At 40.0% G+C, this 20,098-nt stretch carries 12 protein-coding genes and 1 pseudogene; 10 read left to right on the top strand and 3 right to left on the bottom strand.

The window, feature by feature from the left end; genetic code table 11:
- Nucleotides 1–60: 60 nt before the first annotated feature.
- Entirely contained in the window at nucleotides 61–1,662 is a 1,602-nt protein-coding gene (locus QMA00_RS16730) for an ABC-F family ATPase (RefSeq protein WP_076923146.1), read from the bottom strand.
- Nucleotides 1,663–1,857: 195 nt separating this feature from the next.
- On the opposite strand from QMA00_RS16730, the gene QMA00_RS16735 reads away from it, so the two are divergent.
- From QMA00_RS16735 to QMA00_RS16745, 3 genes are all read left to right on the top strand, one after another.
- Nucleotides 1,858–3,138 (top strand): UPF0149 family protein, encoded by a 1,281-nt coding sequence (locus tag QMA00_RS16735; RefSeq protein ID WP_076923147.1) that lies wholly within the window; start codon nucleotides 1,858–1,860, stop codon nucleotides 3,136–3,138.
- Between the two features lie 616 nt (nucleotides 3,139–3,754).
- Nucleotides 3,755–4,144 (top strand): nucleotidyltransferase domain-containing protein, encoded by a 390-nt coding sequence (locus QMA00_RS16740; RefSeq protein WP_076923148.1) that lies wholly within the window; start codon nucleotides 3,755–3,757, stop codon nucleotides 4,142–4,144.
- Nucleotides 4,137–4,556: a DUF86 domain-containing protein gene (locus tag QMA00_RS16745; RefSeq protein WP_008113534.1), complete on the top strand. Its 420-nt coding sequence runs from the start codon at nucleotides 4,137–4,139 to the stop codon at nucleotides 4,554–4,556. Before QMA00_RS16740 ends, QMA00_RS16745 begins: the two co-directional genes overlap by 8 nt.
- A 554-nt stretch (nucleotides 4,557–5,110) precedes the next feature.
- Here QMA00_RS16745 and QMA00_RS16750 read toward each other — a convergent pair.
- Entirely contained in the window at nucleotides 5,111–5,842 is a 732-nt protein-coding gene (locus tag QMA00_RS16750; RefSeq protein ID WP_076923149.1) for a transporter substrate-binding domain-containing protein, read from the bottom strand.
- Between the two features lie 488 nt (nucleotides 5,843–6,330).
- On the opposite strand from QMA00_RS16750, the gene QMA00_RS16755 reads away from it, so the two are divergent.
- The 4 genes from QMA00_RS16755 to QMA00_RS16770 all read left to right on the top strand — a co-directional run bounded on the left by QMA00_RS16755 (nucleotide 6,331) and on the right by QMA00_RS16770 (nucleotide 12,929).
- The gene (locus QMA00_RS16755; RefSeq protein ID WP_076923153.1) at nucleotides 6,331–6,936 is read left to right on the top strand and encodes a class I SAM-dependent methyltransferase; all 606 of its coding nucleotides are present in this window, start codon (nucleotides 6,331–6,333) and stop codon (nucleotides 6,934–6,936) included.
- Entirely contained in the window at nucleotides 6,929–9,883 is a 2,955-nt protein-coding gene (locus tag QMA00_RS16760) for a DEAD/DEAH box helicase family protein (RefSeq protein ID WP_076923150.1), read from the top strand. Before QMA00_RS16755 ends, QMA00_RS16760 begins: the two co-directional genes overlap by 8 nt.
- Nucleotides 9,884–10,396: 513 nt before the next feature.
- Nucleotides 10,397–11,689 carry a toll/interleukin-1 receptor domain-containing protein gene (locus QMA00_RS16765; protein ID WP_217696942.1) on the top strand — a complete coding sequence of 431 codons (1,293 nt, stop codon included), beginning with the start codon at nucleotides 10,397–10,399 and terminating at the stop codon, nucleotides 11,687–11,689.
- A gap of 55 nt (nucleotides 11,690–11,744) precedes the next feature.
- Complete coding sequence (locus QMA00_RS16770; protein ID WP_217696943.1) at nucleotides 11,745–12,929, top strand: hypothetical protein; 1,185 nt, start codon at nucleotides 11,745–11,747, stop codon at nucleotides 12,927–12,929.
- Nucleotides 12,930–12,940: 11 nt separating this feature from the next.
- Here the strand turns inward: QMA00_RS16770 and QMA00_RS16775 are convergent, their stop codons facing one another.
- Complete coding sequence (locus QMA00_RS16775; protein ID WP_076923151.1) at nucleotides 12,941–16,093, bottom strand: DEAD/DEAH box helicase; 3,153 nt, start codon at nucleotides 16,091–16,093, stop codon at nucleotides 12,941–12,943.
- Nucleotides 16,094–17,411: 1,318 nt separating this feature from the next.
- Here QMA00_RS16775 and QMA00_RS16780 point away from each other — a divergent pair.
- From QMA00_RS16780 to QMA00_RS16790, 3 genes and pseudogenes are all read left to right on the top strand, one after another.
- Nucleotides 17,412–17,810, top strand: a complete 399-nt coding sequence (locus tag QMA00_RS16780) for a DUF6088 family protein (protein WP_008113525.1) — start codon at nucleotides 17,412–17,414, stop codon at nucleotides 17,808–17,810.
- Complete coding sequence (locus QMA00_RS16785) at nucleotides 17,800–18,750, top strand: nucleotidyl transferase AbiEii/AbiGii toxin family protein (RefSeq protein WP_076923152.1); 951 nt, start codon at nucleotides 17,800–17,802, stop codon at nucleotides 18,748–18,750. Before QMA00_RS16780 ends, QMA00_RS16785 begins: the two co-directional genes overlap by 11 nt.
- A 465-nt stretch (nucleotides 18,751–19,215) precedes the next feature.
- A pseudogene (locus QMA00_RS16790) lies at nucleotides 19,216–20,040 on the top strand (DUF4172 domain-containing protein); the annotation flags it as partial.
- Between the last annotated feature and the right edge of the window lie 58 nt (nucleotides 20,041–20,098).

Below are 20,098 nucleotides of genomic sequence, written 5' to 3' on the forward strand. Positions count from 1 at the left end.
TAACCTTTAACCTTTAACCTTTAACCTTTAACCTTTAACCTTTAACCTTTAACCTAGCTCTTAAGCTACTTTGTTTTCTTCGCAGCTTGCCAGGTATTCGTCAAACGTACCTTGGAAGTCAATTACCTGCTTGTCTTTAATATCAACAATACGCGTTGCTAGTGACGATACAAACTCACGGTCATGGCTTACAAAAATAAGCGTGCCTTTAAAATCTTTTAGGGCATTGTTAAGCGCTTCAATGGCTTCCATATCCATGTGGTTTGTTGGTTCATCCATTATTAGTACGTTAACGTCTTGCATCATTAACTTACCGAATAACAAACGGTTTTTCTCACCACCTGAACAGTTACGCGCTTTTTTATTTGAATCGTCTGCGGTAAATAATAAACGCCCTAACATGCCACGAACCATTAAATCGTTGTGTTTAGCAGTGCGCCACTGCGACATCCAATCAAATAACGTTAAGTCGTTATCAAAGTCTTTGCTGCTGTCTTGTGGGCAGTAACCAAACGTGGCGTTTTCTGACCATTTAACTTCACCGTGTAAACTTTCAAGCTCGTTAACTAAACACCGTAAAAAGGTGGTTTTTCCCACACCGTTTTCGCCAATTACCGCAAGCTTTGCACCCGCTTCTAGCAATAAGTCGCCGCCGGTAAATAACGTTTCACCGTCAAACCCATGGCCAAGCTTGGTTAGCTCAAGCGCTTGGCGATACATTTTTTTGCCTTCGTCAAAGCTCAGTGACGGGCTCATACGGCTTGACGCTTTAACTTCATCAAGCTTAATTTTATCCATTTTTTTAGCGCGCGAGCTGGCTTGTTTTGCTTTAGAGGCATTAGCACCAAAACGGTTAACAAAGTCTTGCAGCTCGTCAATTTCAGCGCTTTTTTTCGCGTTTTCAGCTAATAACTGTTCGCGTTGCAAGCCTGAGGCTTCAAGGTACTTTTCGTAGTTACCTGGGTAAATACGCAGCTCGCCGTAATCAATATCGGCCATGTGCGTACATACCGAGTTTAAAAAGTGACGGTCATGGGAAATAATAATCATGGTGCATTTACGTTGGTTAAGCTCATTCGCAAGCCACGTAATAGTATGAATATCCAAGTTATTGGTTGGCTCATCAAGTAGCAAAATATCAGGATTTGCAAATAGCGCCTGTGCTAACAGCACACGCAATTTCCAACCAGGGGCTACGTTTGCCATTAAACCATAATGAAATTCTTTATCGATACCCGCATCAAGTAGTATTTCTTCTGCGCGACTTTCTGCGGTGTAACCGTCCATTTCAGCAAAGATGCTTTCAAGCTCTGCCACTTTCATGCCGTCTTCTTCGCTCATTTCAGGCAACGAATAGATACGGTCGCGCTCTTGTTTTACTTTCCAAAGCTCAACGTCGCCCATAATTACCGCGTCAACTACGCTGTATTGTTCAAACGCAAACTGATCTTGGCTTAGGTTACCTAATTTTAGCCCCGGCGTAATAGACACATTACCTGCACTAGGCGTAAGCGCACCGCTTAAAATTTTCATAAATGTCGACTTGCCGCAGCCGTTAGCGCCAATTAAACCGTAACGGTTACCGTTACCAAATTTAGCTGAAATGTTTTCAAACAACGGCTCTGCGCCAAACTGCATCGTAATATTTGCGGTGGAGATCAAAAAAAGGTGTCCTAGAAAAATACTGACAGGGTTATGGGCGCAGCAGGTGCGAAAATAGACCAGGCAATAGGTGTAAATAAGGCGGCAAATTATACAGACCAAGTATACTAAAGGCTAGCCTATTTAAACGCTAATTCACTTGATTGTTTTTATGTACGACTTTATTGTAATAAAAAATATCAAAAAGAGTGAGTTATGTCGCCAGCTAAAATTCGCAGCGAAGTTATAAAACTTAGCAAGCTAAGTGTAAAACAGCCAGATTATTACTTTATTCAGGGTTACTTTTTAGGGTTAGGCTTACTGCCCGACATAATAATGCCCAGCCAATGGCAGCCAGACCTATTAGGTGAAATTAATTTTACATCAGACGCAGAGTTAAAGTACCTCGAAAGCCTGATGGAAAATTACAATAACAGCATGCAAAAAGTGATGAGTGAAGATTTTAAAATGCCCACTAAATGCAGCTTATCTAAAACCGATTACCGCGATTCACTCAAAGCTAATATGCCATTACCCAATTACTGTAAAGGGGCATTACAGGCACTTAAGTTTATTGATAAACGCAGCCTAGACAAACAGCAAAAAGAGGTGCTAGCAAGTTTGAATGAGATACTTAGTGCGTTTAGCTCTGAGCAAGCTGCAGTGAAAAAATTTGCTGACAACCAAGGCCTAGCGCAATCATTTAAAAAGAATTACATCTACTTTGTAGCCGACGCGCTTTACAACATTCGTTTTTTTGAAGACACCCGCTGGAGCGATGAAGACGAAGCCGCGTTTAACGAACAATTTACAGAAGAGTTTGCACACCAACACAACAACGATGATTTTGCTGCTGGTAAAGTGATTGACAACGAAGTGATTGATCAATTAATGGAAGCAATCCTTAGCGACTTTACCCCCAGCGCGTTTGAACCGATAGAAGCGTTACTTGAACTGTTTGAGGGTTTTATTACAGAGCAATACATAGCACAAAACCAAGGCCACTTTTGGCTGATCCACGAAACACGCCCTTATATGATGCTACGGTCGCACCGAGCACAAATTAACGCACTACAAGGCAATATACAACTTGCCATTGATGAATTTGAAACACTGTTGCAATTAAACCCCATGGATAATCAAGCGAATCGGCATTGGCTAATGAACTGCTACATAATTAAAGGCCAGTGGCAAAAGCTAGATGCGCTTTTAGCTGACTTCGACAGCGAAGAGCTCCATGCCACAGCAAGCCGCGCCTTGAGTGAATTTCATAAAAATGGTGACTCTAGCCAAGCCAAGCAATACAAAAAGCAACTTAAACAGCTTAATAAACACTTTATAAAACTACTTACTGGGCAAGAAAAACTAAAAAGTGACGACTTTGATTTTTACAGCCCAGGCAGTAAAGAAGAAGTAGGGATATACCTAAATTCACTGGGTAAACAAGCGTGGATAGCCACCGAAGGCAGCTTGTTTTGGTTACGCAAAAAGATCTAAAAAAGTGGAAGATTGAAATTAAAGGTTACGAGCGGCGGGCTTCGAGCGACGAGTAGCGAGCACAGCCTAGCGCCTTTAACCTCTGTGGTGAATAAAATAAATTAAAACCTATTCACCACAGAGTTCGCAGAGTGCACAGAGAAAGTGATTAAAGGTTACGAGCGGCGGGCTTCGAGCGACGAGTAGCGAACACTGCCTAGCGCCTTTGGCCTTCTCTTTCAGCGTCTCTATGCTTAATGACCTAAATCTGACGCGATATAAAATCGCTGCTACATAATAATATTTGGCTTTTTTATTTCCTCTTTCAGCGCAGCGCCTCTTCTTCCTCGTGGTGAATAAAATAAATAAAAACCTATTTACCACCGAGGTCGCAGAGTACACAGAGAAAGTGATTAAAGGGGAAAGGTAAAAGTTCTCGGGCGGCGGGTTTTGGGCTATGGGCATAACTTAGCACCTAGTTACTTCCCCTGAAGCTAGCGCCTTTTACCTAGCGCTTCTTTGGTGAATACATCACTTAAAATTAATTTACGTGAATAAAAGTACATTATCGGTTTTAGTGTTCAGTATAAAACAGATAAGTTATGATTATCTTAGTTTTTACTAATGGTTTTTTATTTTGAGCAATAATATTTTTCAACAAATAGTTAATTACTTGCAGAAAAATAGCGACATTGAAGTGGTTTGGTTGTATGGCTCTCACGCCAAAGGTACAGCACAACCTCATAGTGATATTGATCTTGCTATCGCTTTTAAAAATTTTGATCTTAGCTCGTTTGATAAACGACTCAGGCCAAAAGAACTCGAGCTAGAAATCAGCAATGCGCTTAGCCTAAACGAACAGCTTATTTCAATCGTTGATATAAACTTAATCCCCAGTTACCTTGCATTCAACATAATAGAGTACGGATGTGTAATTTTAGGTAAAAATAGCCTTAGAGCGATGAAAGAGCAGCAGCGTATTTATAGCCAATTTGAATTTGAGATGATAGCGAGTAAGCATGATTGATACAGGAATAGCGCTTTATATAAGTGAAGTAACACGACATATTGATGAATATATGCAAGAACTCGACGAATTAAGCCAAATAGATCAACTTAATAATAGAGACTACCGTGCCGCAGAGCGTTTGTTACAGTTAATGACAGAAGTGTGTATTGGTTTATCTAAGCACTGGCTTAAAAAGTATAAAAACACGACAAGCAGTAATGCCTACCAAACATTTAGTGAACTAACGCAACTCGGTGTTTTAACCGATAATGAGTTGCTTTCATGGCGTAAAATAATCGGTTTACGCAATGCGCTTGTGCATGATTATTTGAATATAGATCAAGAAATTGTGAAGACGATTATTAAAAAACGACATTATGTAACTATGCACTTGTTCAGCCAAAAAGCGATGGCCGAATTAGCAAGCTGATTGAGGTTAAAGGGGAAAGGTAAAGTTCTCGGGCGGCGGGTAGTGGGCTACGGGCACAATCTAGCACCCAGCGCCTTCTCTTTTCAGCGCAGCGTCTCATAACCTCTTTGTGAATAATGACCTTGCGCGGCATAAAGCCCGTCTACGATAACCGTCAACGTTAATCATATCGGTAGGCGGGAGTTTACCTCGCGCTTTTAATTTAAAAACAATTTTGCACCACAGAGGTTCTTGAGGCGCTTTGCGCTACACAGAGGTGGAACGGTATTTTTTAAGCATTTCTCTGTGAACTCTGTGTTCTCGGTGGTAAATATTTATTTAGGCTTAATCTTACGCGATATGAAATCGCTGCTACTGGATACGAGCAACGGGTTGCGAGCTTGTGCAAACAGCCTAATAACTAGTAATCTCTGTCACTGTCCTAAAACCTAACACCTATTACACTCTTAGTGTTTATGAATGTAGGCGGGAGTTTATAATCCGGCTTGTGATTGTAGTCTCAGAGTTTGCTCGCACGAAAAGCGCAGCTTTTAAATGTTGCGAAATCTACGGGTTCAGTAATGTGGGTAAATGGCTTGTATAGCGGATTTATTTTGTTTAATTAACTCATTTATAGCTTGTAACTCGGCTTGGCTAATGGTTTTTTTACTGAGCATTAAATGAATAGAGCTCTTATTGATGGCCGCTGTATTAGTAACCGCTTCTATTGCTGGGTATTGGTTTATAAAATATTGCGCTGCTAGTTCGTCTTCAATTGCGTAATCAACTCTATTTTTATTGAGCATTGCAAAACGTTTTTCGGCTGTAGGCATCATAATAACGTTAGCGGGGTAGTTTTGTTTAAACAGCTCAAACGCAACGCCATAATAACTGCCACGGTTAACCGCCAAGGTTAAATCTTTATAAAAAATATCGCTAATGTTATTTAAATCAGGCGATTCGGTGTATTTATACAGGCGAACTACTTCATCACGATAGGCATCGCTAAAATAGGCAAAATCAGCTCTTGCTGATGTTTTACTCGCGGCAAAAATAACATCAATACGGCCTTCTTTTAATTCTTCAAAAGCGCGCGATGAGGTAGGCAGCAACACAAATTTTAAACAAAAAGATGAGCCGTTAAAAATCGTGTTCAACACGTCAATTTCAACGCCTGTTAAATTGTTTTTTACTGCCACCACATAAGGCGGCCAGTTGCGTTCATTAGTACCCACCTTAAGTGTTTTGTTACAGGCAAATACGCTACAGCTAAAGATTAGTAATACAACAAAAGCGACTTTAAGCATTTTATTACTCTAAAAAATTACAACACTTTAGTATAAACCAAGTTGTAAATATAAACAGGGTTAGGTAGTTGTTATTAAAAGGCCAGCAGCTAAAGCGATTGCACGTAATGTAACCTTTAAAACGCTTGGTAAGCTTATAACGGCTTAAATAAACGTTTATTCAAGCCGTTACACTGCAGGGTAAATAACAGCCATGTTTTTAGTGTGGATTAAGGTAAGTGTTTAATTATCGCTACTCATTCAAATAGCGCCGAAGCGTTTATATAACTTTAATACTTTCAAAGATGTAAAGCTATTAGGTAAAAGTGTAAATAACATTGGTTTATAACAATTAAACAGTGCTTTTTTGTAATGAAAACATACTACTTAGGGCGTATATATTGCCGTAGCTCTATATTTTTAAATGTTGATACTGTAGATTAGTTATAAATGAATACCAGATTAATAGCTCGTGCTGTTAATATATAAACCAAGGAGCGGTGAATTTAGTGCCTACTAAAACACTCAATTACTACAATCAAAACGCACAAAGTTTCAGCGATTCAACGCTTAATGTTGATATGTCGGCGCTTTATAATGAGTTTTTGCCGCTTATTGCTAAACACGGCCATATATTAGATGCAGGCTGCGGTAGCGCCCGCGATGCCATGTATTTTAAACAGCAAGGTTTTACTGTTAGCGCATTTGACGCAAGTCCCGAGCTTGCAAAGTTAGCCAGTAATTACTTACAACAAGCCGTAGAGGTTAAAACCTTTCAGCAGCTAAATTGTACTAATAAGTACGACGGCATTTGGTGCTGCGCGAGTTTATTACATGTACCAAAAGCTGAGTTACCACAAGTGTTTTTAAAACTGCAAAATGCCCTAAAACCCAATGGCGTTTTATATGTATCGTTTAAATATGGCACGCAAGAGCGTGTACATAATGGCCGTGAATTTACCGATTTAAATGAAGAGGGCCTAACTGCGTTAATTAACAGCCACACAAAACTTAAAATACTAAAACAATGGCAAACGGTCGACCAACGACCAGAGCGCGAAAGCGAAGTGTGGCTCAACGCATTATTAACGCGCAGCGAATTAATAAATGAATAGCTTTAACGAACAGCACCAATTGCAAAGTAATAAGCAGCAGCTTATTACGGGTGCCGATGATCCGCTATTACCTAATCTTGTACATGCAATAAATAATGCCACAGAGATTGAAATCACAGTGTCATTTATCCAACCCAGTGGCTTGGCTTTGTTATTTGACCCACTCAATGAAGCTTTACAAAGTGGCGCAACACTAAAGCTGTTAACCTCCGATTACCTTGATATTACTCATCCTAATGCGCTCAGAGAGCTAATGGTATTAGTGGATCGTGGTGCCGATGTGCGTATTTACCAAACACAGAGCAACCAAAGCTTTCACATGAAGTCGTATATTTTTGTCAAAAAAAATGACACCAGCGAAATTACGTCTGGTTGTGCCTTTATCGGCTCAAGTAACATTAGCGCCAGCGCACTTACTAAAGGTCATGAGTGGAATTTTAGACATGATTACCTGCAGCCAAAAACAAGCCAAGCAGCGCAGCAATTTTTAAGTATTCGGAATGCTTTTTACGCTATTTTCAACCACGAATTTGTTACCCATTTAAGCCATGAATGGATTAATAACTACATTGCTAGGCGCAAAACACAGCAGTTTGTAGCGGTAAATCATGCCGATACAGCGGAACAAATTATTGAACAAAGCGAAGCTAAAACACCAAGGCCAGCTCAAATTGAAGCGCTCAATGCTCTAGCGCAAACTCGCGCTGAGGGCTTTAAACGTGGCTTAGTAGTCTTAGCAACAGGCATGGGTAAAACATGGTTAAGCGCGTTTGATGTTAAACAATTCAAAGCTAAACGGATATTATTCGTCGCGCATCGTGAAGAAATACTTGTACAAGCACAGCGTACTTTTGCTGAACTACTACCGCTTTCAACGGGATTCTATAACGGTAAACACCGCGACAAAAACGCCGACTGTTTATTTGCCTCTATTCAAACCATTGGTCGAAGTAATCATTTAAAGCAATTTGCACCAACGGCGTTCGACTACATCATTGTTGATGAGTTTCATCATGCCAGCGCACGTGTTTATCGTCAGCTATTAAACTATTTTGAACCACAGTTTTTACTCGGTTTAACCGCCACGCCAGAACGTACCGACCAAGCCGATATTTTAGGATTGTGCGACAACAATTTAGTATTTGAGAGAAACTTAACGCAAGGAATTGATCAAAAAACGTTAGTGCCGTTTCATTACTATGGTATTTGGGACGAAAACGTAAACTACCAAGCCATTCCATGGCGCAATGGTCGATTTGATCCTGCAGCACTAGAAAACAAATTTGCGACACAAAAACGAGCCGATCATGCGCTTGCACAGTGGCAGCAATATAAACAAAAACGCACCTTGGGCTTTTGTATTTCCACCAAACATGCCGATTACATGGCTGATGCGTTTAATAAAGCGGGTGTAAAAGCACTATCAGTACACAGCCAATCAAAAGTACGCCGTAATGAGGCGCTTAACCAATTAGAACAATGCCAAGTTGAAGTACTATTTACCGTTGATCTGTTTAACGAAGGCACTGACTTACCAAGCATTGATACTATTTTAATGCTGCGCCCAAGTGATTCTAAAATCCTGTTTTTACAGCAATTAGGGCGTGGTTTGCGTACGCTAGAAGGTAAAACGCATTTAGTGGTGCTCGACTTTATTGGTAACCACCATAGCTTTTTAAATAAGCCTTATGCGTTACTCCATGAAACTACGCCAAGTGGTGTAGTGAAAAAGCTTAAAAAGCCAAATCTAGCTGATGGCTGTTTTATAAATATTGATTTAAAAGTCACCGACTTCTGGCAACAGCTAGCTAAGGCGCAGCGCACCACCGCGATTGAAGATATAACTCAACTTGCTGAGCAACTTGGGCATTTACCCACCTTAAGTGAGTTTTACTACCACTATGGGGATATAAAAAAGGTAAACAGCAATTACACTAGTTGGTTTGAGCTAATTGCTAAAACACAAAACATTGATGATGAGGCACAACAAGGCGCTGAGCAACTAGCGCCGTTCTATGACTTTTTACATAAGGGTATACAAACAACCAGTATGACCAAATGCTTTAAAGCTATTTTGCTTGAAGCTTATGTTGCATTAAATGGTTTTACCATTCCCCCAACAGTTGCAGAGCTTGCAGCCATGAGTGCGAAAGTATTAGCACGCCACCCAAATTTAAAACAACACGATTTATCAGCCAAAGAGCAGCAAGCTGCCGCTGACTCACAAATATGGCAAAGCTACTGGCGTAAAAATCCTATCAAAGCTTACACCAATAAAAATAAAGATGGCACGCAGTGGTTTACGCTAGAAAACGACACCGTGAAAGCCACGTTTGACGTACCCGCAGATAAACTCGAATTACTAAACAACGCCGTGTTAGAGCTGGTTGAATACAGCTTAGCTAAATACAGCCAACGGCTAAAAGTAAACGTAGCAACAACTGAACAAAATACCGATCAACAAGCTGACAATGTGACTCAGCTAAAGTTTAAAGATCGTGCCGATACAGCAAAAGAGCAAGATAACGTATTAAAGCTGCCGTACTTCCCCAACATTAAAATAGCTTGTGGGCATTTTAAAACAGGGGATGAAAGCGATATGGAATTGATGGACGCACCACTTGGTGCGGGCAAGCTAGACCCACAAGTACACTTTTTAGCGCACGCATCGGGTAACTCAATGAATGGCGGTAAACACCCAATACTTGATGGTGATTTACTGCTACTTGAGCTTATAACCTCCGATAAAGCAGGATCGCTACGCGGCCAAATAGTGGCGATAGAGCGAGACGGTATAGGCGGGGAAGAGCAGTATTTACTGCGTAAAGTTAATAAATTACCTAACGGGCAATATGAGCTAATTGCTCAAAACCCAGATTACGAGGTAATGATTGCAGATGAAAGCATGCGAACATTCGCACGGTTTAAACAAGTGGTTGCAGAGTAGTTTGTAGTCGCGCTTTAACTTGTAGGCGCAGAGCTTGCTCGCGCGAAAAGCGCAGCTTTTAAATGTGTAGGTCGTGCCGTAGGCGGGAAGTTTATCTCGCGCTTTTAAAGTTTAGGAATTTGCCTTAGCCGTGATTTTTACATGGTTTTGGGAAAAGGGATTTAATAACCTCTATTTGAGGTTTTATCGCGTTGGCGAAGGCAACCAAAGGGCGGCAGCCGCCGACCGCCCTTTGGAATCCCACGGCGCGCCCGAGGATCACACTATGTCCTCAAGCTACAAATTGATGTGAACGTAAGCGCCGTGTATTCGCCATCCATGGCGAAGGCACGGCTTAACTTGCATCCATGCAAGTGATTACTCATCAATTCATAACTTTCGGGTGTGATCACGGGGGAATGGAGTGTGCTGGTAGATTGGTGTTTACTATTTTTGGCGGGAGTTTATCTTGTATTTATGACTAGTGATGTAAAAAATTAATATAATTGAGAAGAGTTAATTAGGGATTGAATAGTGAATAAAAAAATTTTTATAAGTTATGCGCATAAGGATGAGCAATACAAAGAAGAACTAATAGAACATATGTCAGGCTTAAGAAGGGCAGGTATTATTAATGAGTGGAATGATAGGAAAATAGTTGCTGGACAAAATTGGGACGAAGAAATTTCAAATAACCTAAGGTCATCTAATATAATTCTTTTTCTAATCAGCGCATCTTTCATGAATTCAGATTATTGTATGGGGGTTGAAGTTAAAACAGCATTAGAAATGCATGAGAGAGGGGAGGCACAACTAATACCTATTGTAATTAGAGCTGTAGATTGGACTGATTCCGAGATATCGAAAATACAGGGGCTACCGAAAGATGCTAGACCAATATCTTCTTGGGAGAATGTTGACGAAGCTTGGTTAGATGTTATTAGTGGTTTAAAAACTCACATTCAAAATTTCGAACCAAAGGAACCAGTTGTTACTAGTATTGTTAATCCTACAGAAGTAATTTGCTCAAAATTTATAAATGATTGGTTAGTCGATACTGAAATAGTATTAACTCATAGAAAAGTAAATCAGGTTAGTTTAGAAGATATTTATGTAGTACCTGATATAGAGTTAGAAAGTAAAGATGAGTTGGTTGATATCAAATCATCGAAATATTTACTTGACGAAAAAGGTAGTTACATAATATCAGGTGAAGAGCAGCAAGGTAAAACGTCTTTATTAAAATATTTATATAGAGAGCTCCTTAAAGAGCAGTGTTTACCTCTTTACATTGATGCTAAAACTATAAAAAAAGCATCAATAGAAAGTGAAATTACGAAGCAATTAGATTTACAATATGAAGATCTTACCTATCTAGCTTTTACCTCAAGTAAGAAAGCCATAATACTTTTAGATAATATTGATGAAATCGGTCTAAACCAAAAATATAAAAGTAAATTCTTAGCTGATATTAACTCACTTACTCAAAGTGTCTATATTACTTGCCATAGTTCATATAATTATATTTATGGTGATATGCCTGCTTTAGATGACTACGAGAGTATTGAGTTGTTAGGGTTAGGTAATAAAAAAAGAGAGGAGTTAGTACAAAAGTGGATCTCTTTAGGTGTTGAAGAAAATATTGATGAGAAAGAACTGTATACAAAATGTGATGAATTAAAGTCGCGTCTGAATGGAATTATTAAAAAGAACATTGTCCCACCTAAGCCTATATATATTTTAATGTTACTTCAAATGTTTGAGGCAAATGCTCAGCTTAATTTAGAACTAACGAGTTATGGGCATTGTTATCAACAGTTAATATAATCAATCATTTGATAAAGCAAATATAAGTAAGCAAGATTTTGATAAATATTTAAATGTGTTAACTGAGCTTGCATGGGAGATTTTTAAAAAAGAAAATAATTTAAACCCTTTTGAGATTGAGTTGTTTTTTACGAATTACTGCAAGAGTTTCTTATCTATAGATAAAGACCAAGTACTTAAGAAATTAATTAGTCACTCGATTCTTAATGACAATGGTATTAATATTGGATTTAAATACCCATATATTTATTATTTTTTTGTGGGCAAGAAAATTGCTGAATCTTATAGAGATAGTAGTGAGACAAAAATCAAAATAGAAGGGTTGCTTTCAAAATTACATAGAGAAGATTATGCAAATATTTTAATATTTATTACTCATCATACAAAAGATTCATGGGTACTACATAAAATTAAATCTGTATTAGATTCTCTTTTTGAAGAACATAATGAAGCTACATTGAGTAAAACCCAGCTCTCATTTATGAGCGACTTCATGAAAGTTATTCCTGAGTTAATAATTGAACAACGTGAAATCCAAAAGGAGCGCGATGTTCAAAATGATCAATTAGATGAATTAGAACGAAAGAATGATAATGAAGAAGGCGAATCATTAGATATTCTCGCAAAGATTAATCAAACATTCAAAGGGATGGAAGTTGCGGGGCAAATCATTCGCAACCGCCACGCAACCTTAACTCGTCAATCGATGGAGGATCTCGCTAAAACAGGTGCTTTTGCTGGTTTAAGATTTCTTGAATATTTTATAAAAATTTCAGATACAGCAAAAAAAGAAATTGTAAAGCTTATTTCAACACACCTTTTAGAACACCCAAATATTTCAAATAAAGAAATAGAGAAGCAGGCTGAAAATGCATACTTGCATCTTACTTACGGGATCATTAATGGGGTTACAAGGAAAATTGCTAGCTCAATTGGCTCAAAAGAAGCTCTAGAAGTATATAGAGATATGGAGTCTAAAGTTGGTACGCCGGCTTTTAATCTTATTAGGCAGGCAATTGAGTTACAGTTCACCAAAACGGTTAATATAGATCATATAACTAGTTGTATAAAAGAGTTACAAGATAATCAAGTTTGTTTAAGAATTTTAAAAGAGATGGTCATACAACACATTTATATGTTCCCTGTAGAATATAAAGAAAAGCAGCAGTTATCTCATTTACTGGGTATTTCTATTCAAGGTCAGCGTTTAATGGATTCTAGAAAGATAGGGAAAGCTTAAGGTTTTAGGTTTCACCCAACCGCCAATTTCCCTGCCTCGTGCCACATTTCACTTGGCATGGGGTTGGTTAATTCCCACGTTATATTCATCGGCTGACTGCCGTTTTGGCTTTGGTATTTAACCTCGCCGTAGTTTACAAAGCCCATTGTTCGGCCGTTTTCGTCTTTGCCTTGTTCGCGCACAAATAACAGAATGGTTTTGCCTGTTTTTTGGTGTTCAATATAGCTAAGGCCGCGGCCGTGTTCTGGACGGGCGCTGTTTTGCGTTTGCCAATGGAACAGAGTAGGGCTAATTGCGTAATCGTGATACAGCGTGGTGGGCGAGTAGGTTTTTTCGCACTTGTTGAGTGTTACAAATAGCAGCTCTAGGTTTTGGTTTTTAAATTCTAAAACGCCTTCGCGAGCGGTCGATTTTTTATCAAACGAGTGCGCTCCAAACGCGGCGAGTATTTGTTGGCGCGTGTAGCGGCTGTGTAATTTTATTGCGTGATTAGGTAGGCACGTTAAATCGCTTTCTTGCTGGTGAATGCGGTTTATCAATAGTGTAATCACTTGCACAAGTTCCTGCTGTAGCTCTTGGTGTTTGAGGGCTTGTAAGCTTTGTTCAAGCGTTTTAAAGCCTAAACTTGAGCCAGTAGTATCCCAAAAGTTGTAATGCGCCATAAGCGCGTACTGTTGGTTTTGTGGCGTTGGCGTAAAACTAAAGTCGTTATTACATAAATCACGTAAAAAGCATAAGTAGCTGAGCGAGTCGCAGCCTAGTAATTGGGTGTTGATTGCGCGGTAATACGCGGCGTAAATGTCGGCTTGCTCTGCGGGTATTTCATCGCCTTTTAACCAGTGCCAGCCGCCGAGCCTACCATCTTTTGGTTTGTATATATCTTCAAGCGTGACTTGCGGGTTTATGCGTAAAAAATTACTGAGCGTTAGCGCGTCATTGGTGTGTTGCGAGTAGCTATTTATAAGTTGCTGTAAACGGCGTTTAGTGTTTATGGCTTGCTGAATATTTTTTAGTATTGTTTGTTGTGTGCGCTTTTGTAGCTCTATACGACAACCCAACGGTAAATGCGGGAAGTTGTTTTCAATCTCGGTTTTTATTGGTTGGTTGCTTTTACCAATCAGCGCGCGGAATTTACTGGCAAAGTCGTATTCTGGGCGAGCGTTGCCTACAAAGTCGAGTACGGTGCAGCACTGTTTTTGGCTGTTGTCGGGCAGGCGCAGGCCACGGCCGAGTTGCTGTAAAAACAGCGTTAGGCTTTCAGTTGGGCGTAAAAATAAAAGTGTATCGACCTCTGGAATATCGACACCTTCGTTAAAAATATCAACCACACACAGTATTTGTATTTCGCCTTGGCGTAGTGCTTGCTGTTTAGCCGCGCGCTCATTGGTGTTTTTGCTGATCAGTACATCGGCGTTTATGCCTGCTAAGTTAAACTTTTTAGCCATAAATTCAGCGTGTTTTTGGCTTACACAAAATGCCAACGCTTTAATGTTGTGAACATTGGTTACGATATCAGCAAGGCTCGATATAATTTTGTTAGCGCGGCTGTTCTCCCCTGTATAAAGGTTACTTAATTCGCTTATATCGTAACGGCCACCTCGCCATGTTATATGGCTTAGGTCGGTATCGTCATCTAGTCCAAAGTATTGAAACGGGCATAAATGGCGTTGATTTATTGCCTCTGGCAAGCGAATTTCAGCGGCTATTACGCCGCAAAAATCATCAAGTATATTGGCGCCATCTTGTCGCTCTGGTGTGGCGGTTAAGCCAAGTAATATTGTGGGCGTAAAGTGATTTAAAATAGCGCGATAACTGGCGGCGCTTACGTGATGTACTTCATCTATCACTATGTAATCGTAGTAATCATGCGTTAAATTCAGCGATTCAATTTGGCTATTCAGCGTTTGAATTGACGCAAATAATTGGTTGTAGCGCTGTGGTTTGTAGTTACCGCCCCATAACTCGCCAAAATCGTTATTTTTAAGCACGCCACGATAAGCGCTTTGCGCTTGTTTGAGTATTTCTTCACGGTGGGCTACAAACAAAAAGTGTGCGTTTGGGTTTTTGTCGTAAACGGCTTTAAAGTCAAACGCCGATATAATGGTTTTACCCGTGCCCGTTGCGGCAACTACTAAATTTTTAAAGCGATTATGCACGCTGCGCTCTACGCTTAGTTTTTCTAATATTGCGAGCTGGTGGGTTTTTGGCGTGATATCAAAATAAAACTGGCTGCTTGCTTGGCCAATACCGCGTTGTTCATTAAGTGAATTTATGAGCTTTTCTTTACATTCAACCTTGCCTGTAAACAGCTCAAAATCTGGTGATTGCCAGTAGGTCTCAAAAGTGCTTTTGGTTTTGCCTATGATGTGCGGGATTTCTTGCGCGGTAATTTTTAAGTTCCACTCAAGGCCACTGGTAAGCGCCGAATGCGACAAATTAGACGAGCCAATATAACCGGTATGAAAACCCGTATTACGTATAAACAAGTATGACTTTGCGTGTAAGCGCTCTTGTTGATTGTTGTAGCTAAGTTTTACCTCAGTGTTTGGTAGGTTAGCTAAAAACTCCACCGCTTTCGCATCCGTTGCGCCCATGTACGAGGTGGTAATTACTTTGAGTTTATTGCCGCTTTTGGTAAAAGCTTCAAGCTCATTTTTAAAAATGCGCAGCCCCGTCCATTTTATAAATGAGACAAGCCAGTAAATAGTGTCGGATGATTTAATCTCGCGTTTTAGCTCGGTTTCGAGCGATATACCCGCATTCGCGCCGCTAAATAACTCGCTTTGGGTAAGCCCTGTTAGCGGAAAAATATCGTGAGAGTAATCTTTAAGATTTGCAGCAATAGGGTTTTGGGTATTAAACAACGCGGTGAGTATTCGACCTTGGCTGTCGATAAGGTTTTCGTTGATTAGCTCGTCATCGCGAATATGATCTTTAAGCCACAGCACAAGGCTGTTTGCGAGGTTTATTTGCTCTTGCAAACGCTCGCTTGAATTAGGGATTGCATCAATGGCATGTTCAACAAGTTTACCTAAAAAGCGCGAAAGCCACGTAGCCGCCTCAGCCGATTCTAGCTGGCGTTCGCCCACATAAAATTGGTCACGATTTAAATTTTGCTTAATTACTTGTGTAATTAACTGCTCGTAAATACCAATCTGTTGCATTAAATCGCTCCCTGTTTGCGAGCATTCAGTTTACTAAAAAATGCAATGTAAACAAGCATTAACTCATTATTGAATTAAAGGCAGCTGTTAAGATAATTCCCCCGTCATTTTGCCCAAAAGACTCAATTGATGAGTAATCGATTGCATGGATGCAATCAAAGCCGTGACAGGCACATGGATGTGCCCTTACACGGCGTTTACGTTCATATCAATTTAGGCTTTGAGGAAAGTGCAAAATGCCCGGGGCGCCGTGGGATTCCAAGGGGCGGTCGGCGGTATCCGCCCCTTGGTTGCCGTCGCCAATGCGACATGTATAAATAAAGTAGACGAGTATCGAGTTGCGGAGATCGGATTTTGATATTAAAAGCTACGCTTTTCGCGTCAGCAAGCTTAACGCCTACATTAAAATTTAAAGACCACTGCCAAGACAACTCCCCCGTCATTTTGCCCGAAAAGACTCTATTGATGAGTAATTAATTGCATGGCGGAATTTTGTTCCCGACAAATTCCAAGTACCTAAATCCCTTTAGGCAATGCAATTAAAACCGTGACAGGCACATGATGTGCCTTACACGGCGTTTACGTTCATATCAATTTAGGCTTTGAGGAAAGTGCAAAATGCTCGGGGCGCTGTGGGTGACGAGTGACCGAAACGAGGTTTCGCAGCGCGAGGAAGTGGAAGCATGGATGCTGACAGGAACCCAGCTTCAGGGATGAATTACTTGCAGCAGAGTTGATTTAAAGACAAACCACACTTAGGTTGCCGTCGCCAACGCGACATGTATAAATAAAGTAGACGAGTATCGAGTTGCGGAGATCGGGTTTTGCCATTAAAAGCTACGCTTTTCACGTCAGCAAGCTTAACGCCTACGGTGGGAATAGGTAAAAGGTTTTAGGTTAAAGGCGCTAATCTGAATTTATAGCCCGTCGCTCGCTGCTCGAAACCCGCTGTCTTCTCTTTGTACAAATATGGTTTTAAGTGATTTATTCACAAAGAGATTAAGAGGCACTGCGTTTTAGAGGTAGACACAAAGGGTCTAATGTAGGTCGTGCTTTAGCGCGTCAATTTTCAATATTAGACATTGTCGCCATAAATGACGACCTACAAGGAAGTGCTGGGGGGTTGCCCGCCGCTCGCCGCTCGTATCCCGCCACCCTCGGTGGTAAATTCGTTTTAAAGCAATTATAGCTAATGCTGGTTCCTATGGTGAAATTAACTACTATGATAATTTAACGCGATCATTTCAATGTCGTATGTTTGCATTGTTTAGATGTCGTATGTTTGCTATATTTTGTCTAAGCAACGAGAGTAATTAATATGACAATAGCAAGTAAAGTAACCACAAGAATAAATCGCTCGAAGCGTTATGTTTTTGAGCGCGCTGATTTTGCTGATATTGCAGGTTACGACCAAGTTGGCCGTGTTTTAAAAAAGCTGGTAGATAGTGGCCAGTTGTTACGTATTGGTTATGGGCTTTATACTAAAGCGCGAGAAAATCGCATTACTGGTAAGTTAATGCCAGCATCACCTGCGGGTGCAGATGGAGTCATTTTAGAGGCTATTGAGAAACTGGGCGTTGAGTATCAATTCGATGAATTTACACAACGCAGTCTTAATGGTGAAAGCTTACAAGTTCCCGCTTCATTTAAAATAATGACCAATAGCCGCTTTAAGCGTAAAATTGTTGTAAATAATAGCGCTATTAATGCGAGTTGATAGTGATTTATTTTTAGATGTAGCGGATGCTCTTGGTATGGGTAACCCTGCTATTGTTGAAAAAGATTACTATGTAGTTGCATTACTTAAGCTACTTTGTGAGCTATCTTTTGATACGCATTTTTTAGTTTTTTCAGGTGGTACGGCATTAACAAAGTCAGGCATTAAAACTCATCGAATGTCTGAAGATGTTGATATAAAAATCATTCCCAAAGATTTAACTGCTAACACGTCTAAAACTAAAAGAAAAAAGGCTAGAAAAGCGCTCCACTTACAGTTAATTGCTGCAATTAATTCACATGATTATTTTTCTGTAGAAAATACTCCAACTGTTTTTGATGAATATCGATATCAACAAATTGATATTCGCTATCCTCAAGCCCATTCAAAAGCCCCATGCTTACGACCGTTTATTAAATTAGAGCTTATTGAAACGTTACTTTTTGATAATGTACAAAGCCGCAATATATCTTCTTTAGTGAACGAGGTAACTCAACAGACACCAGAAGTGCCGCTGATGGACTTTTCTAGTATTGAGAGTACACAAGCTGAAAAGTTAGTGTCTATGCTTAGGCGCACAGCGAGCTTTGCACGTGATAATAGAAGAGACGATGATCCTGCGCTAATTCGCCATGTTTATGATACCTATTATATTCAACACGCTGGGTTGGCGGATGCATCAGGTGTGGTGCCTTTAGTCAAAAAAGTCATAGCAGAAGATATTACCCGTTACGGTAACCAGCATTTAGAATTTATGGCAGAACCGATTATTGAACTTAAGTTTGCCTTAGATGTATTGCAAGTGAACTCACTCTATAAAACGCGTTTTAATGAATATGTTGTTCCAATGGTTTATGGTAGTCATAAATTGGTGTGGCAAGAAGCATTTGATGTATTCAAATCATTTTGTAAGATTGTTTTGAATGATATTGAGCTTTAACCATCAAATTTAAAAAGCGCTGTATTTTCACAATCACCACACACTAATGCTCAGAGCGCCGAGAGGTGACGAATAACCAACAAAAATATCAGGAATATTTTTGAATAACTTTGCTCAAAGGCGACGAGTATCGAGTTGCGGGTTTCGAGCCATTAAAAGCTACGCTTTTCACGTCAGCAAGCTTAACGCCTACGGTGGGAATAGGTAAAAGGTTTTAGGTTAAAGGCGCTAGGCTGAATTTATAGCCCGTCGCTCGCTGCTCGAAACCCGCTGACTTCTCTTTGTGCATATATGGTTTTAAGTGATTTATTCACAAAGAGATTAAGAGACGCTGCGCTGAAACGAAAGGTCAAACGCTCTAAGTTAATGGTAAAGGGCGCTAGGGTTTGCACAAGTCCACAAACTCACACAATGAGGCAATTATATGGCGTAGACTGTAACTAATTTATTTTAGGGCAAACGCTTATGTGGATATGGCAACAACAAGATTGGCCGAATTTTACGTGGGATGAAAAACAGCTTGCGCCATTGTTGAGAGAGCTTTGTTTTAACCAAGGTGTGCTGGTTGGTCGCATGGATGGGCAAAGTACGCAGCAAAAACAGCAAGCACTTGATACTTTATTGGCTAATATTATTCATTCAAGCGCAATTGAAGGTGAAAAACTCAATGCGTTTTCGGTACGTTCGTCACTAGCTAAAAAACTCCACATTGATGAGCAGCCTTATCCAACCACAGTGCAAAGCGATAATCTTGCAGAGATCATGTTGGATGCAATTAATAACACCGATACACCGCTTGAGTTAGAACGTGTGTTGAATTGGCATCGTTTATTGTTTGCAGGTGAACAAGAATTATTTACTCAAATAGCGGGCGGTCAATTACGTGGCAACGAGCCAATGCAAGTTGTATCAGGGCGATTAGATAGACCCGTATTATATTTTACTGCTCCACCAAGAGATGTTATCGAAAACGAACTCTCTGTTTTTTTTAATTAGTTTAATGCAGGTTATAATGATCGACATGCAGACCCTTTTATTCGTGCTGCTATCGCTCATTTGTGGTTTGTTACCCTACACCCGCTTGAAGATGGTAACGGGCGTATTACGCGTCTTATTACAGATTTAGCGCTTGCTCAAGAGCATAAAGAGTCGATACGGTTCTATGCGATGTCGGTGGCAATTTTAGAAGATAGAAAAGGCTATTACGAGGTCTTAGAGGCAACACAGCGTGGTGATTTGTGCATTACACAGTGGATTACCTGGTTTTTAAATACGCTCAATAAAGCAATTGAATCTACCCAATAGCGCCAAGTGCTCCATCTAAATCTAATGAGCCAAAGCGAGTTAA

The organism is Pseudoalteromonas sp. APC 3694, assembly GCF_030407565.1.
Lineage (GTDB): Bacteria > Pseudomonadota > Gammaproteobacteria > Enterobacterales > Alteromonadaceae > Pseudoalteromonas > Pseudoalteromonas tetraodonis.

Coding starts and splice junctions, on each gene's coding strand:
- QMA00_RS16735 (WP_076923147.1), top strand. CDS start 1,858: ATGTCGCCAGCTAAAATTCGCAGCGAAGTTATAAAACTTAGCAAGCTA.
- QMA00_RS16745 (WP_008113534.1), top strand. CDS start 4,137: ATGATTGATACAGGAATAGCGCTTTATATAAGTGAAGTAACACGACAT.
- QMA00_RS16750 (WP_076923149.1), bottom strand. CDS start 5,842: ATGCTTAAAGTCGCTTTTGTTGTATTACTAATCTTTAGCTGTAGCGTA.
- QMA00_RS16760 (WP_076923150.1), top strand. CDS start 6,929: ATGAATAGCTTTAACGAACAGCACCAATTGCAAAGTAATAAGCAGCAG.
- QMA00_RS16775 (WP_076923151.1), bottom strand. CDS start 16,093: ATGCAACAGATTGGTATTTACGAGCAGTTAATTACACAAGTAATTAAG.
- QMA00_RS16780 (WP_008113525.1), top strand. CDS start 17,412: ATGACAATAGCAAGTAAAGTAACCACAAGAATAAATCGCTCGAAGCGT.
- QMA00_RS16785 (WP_076923152.1), top strand. CDS start 17,800: ATGCGAGTTGATAGTGATTTATTTTTAGATGTAGCGGATGCTCTTGGT.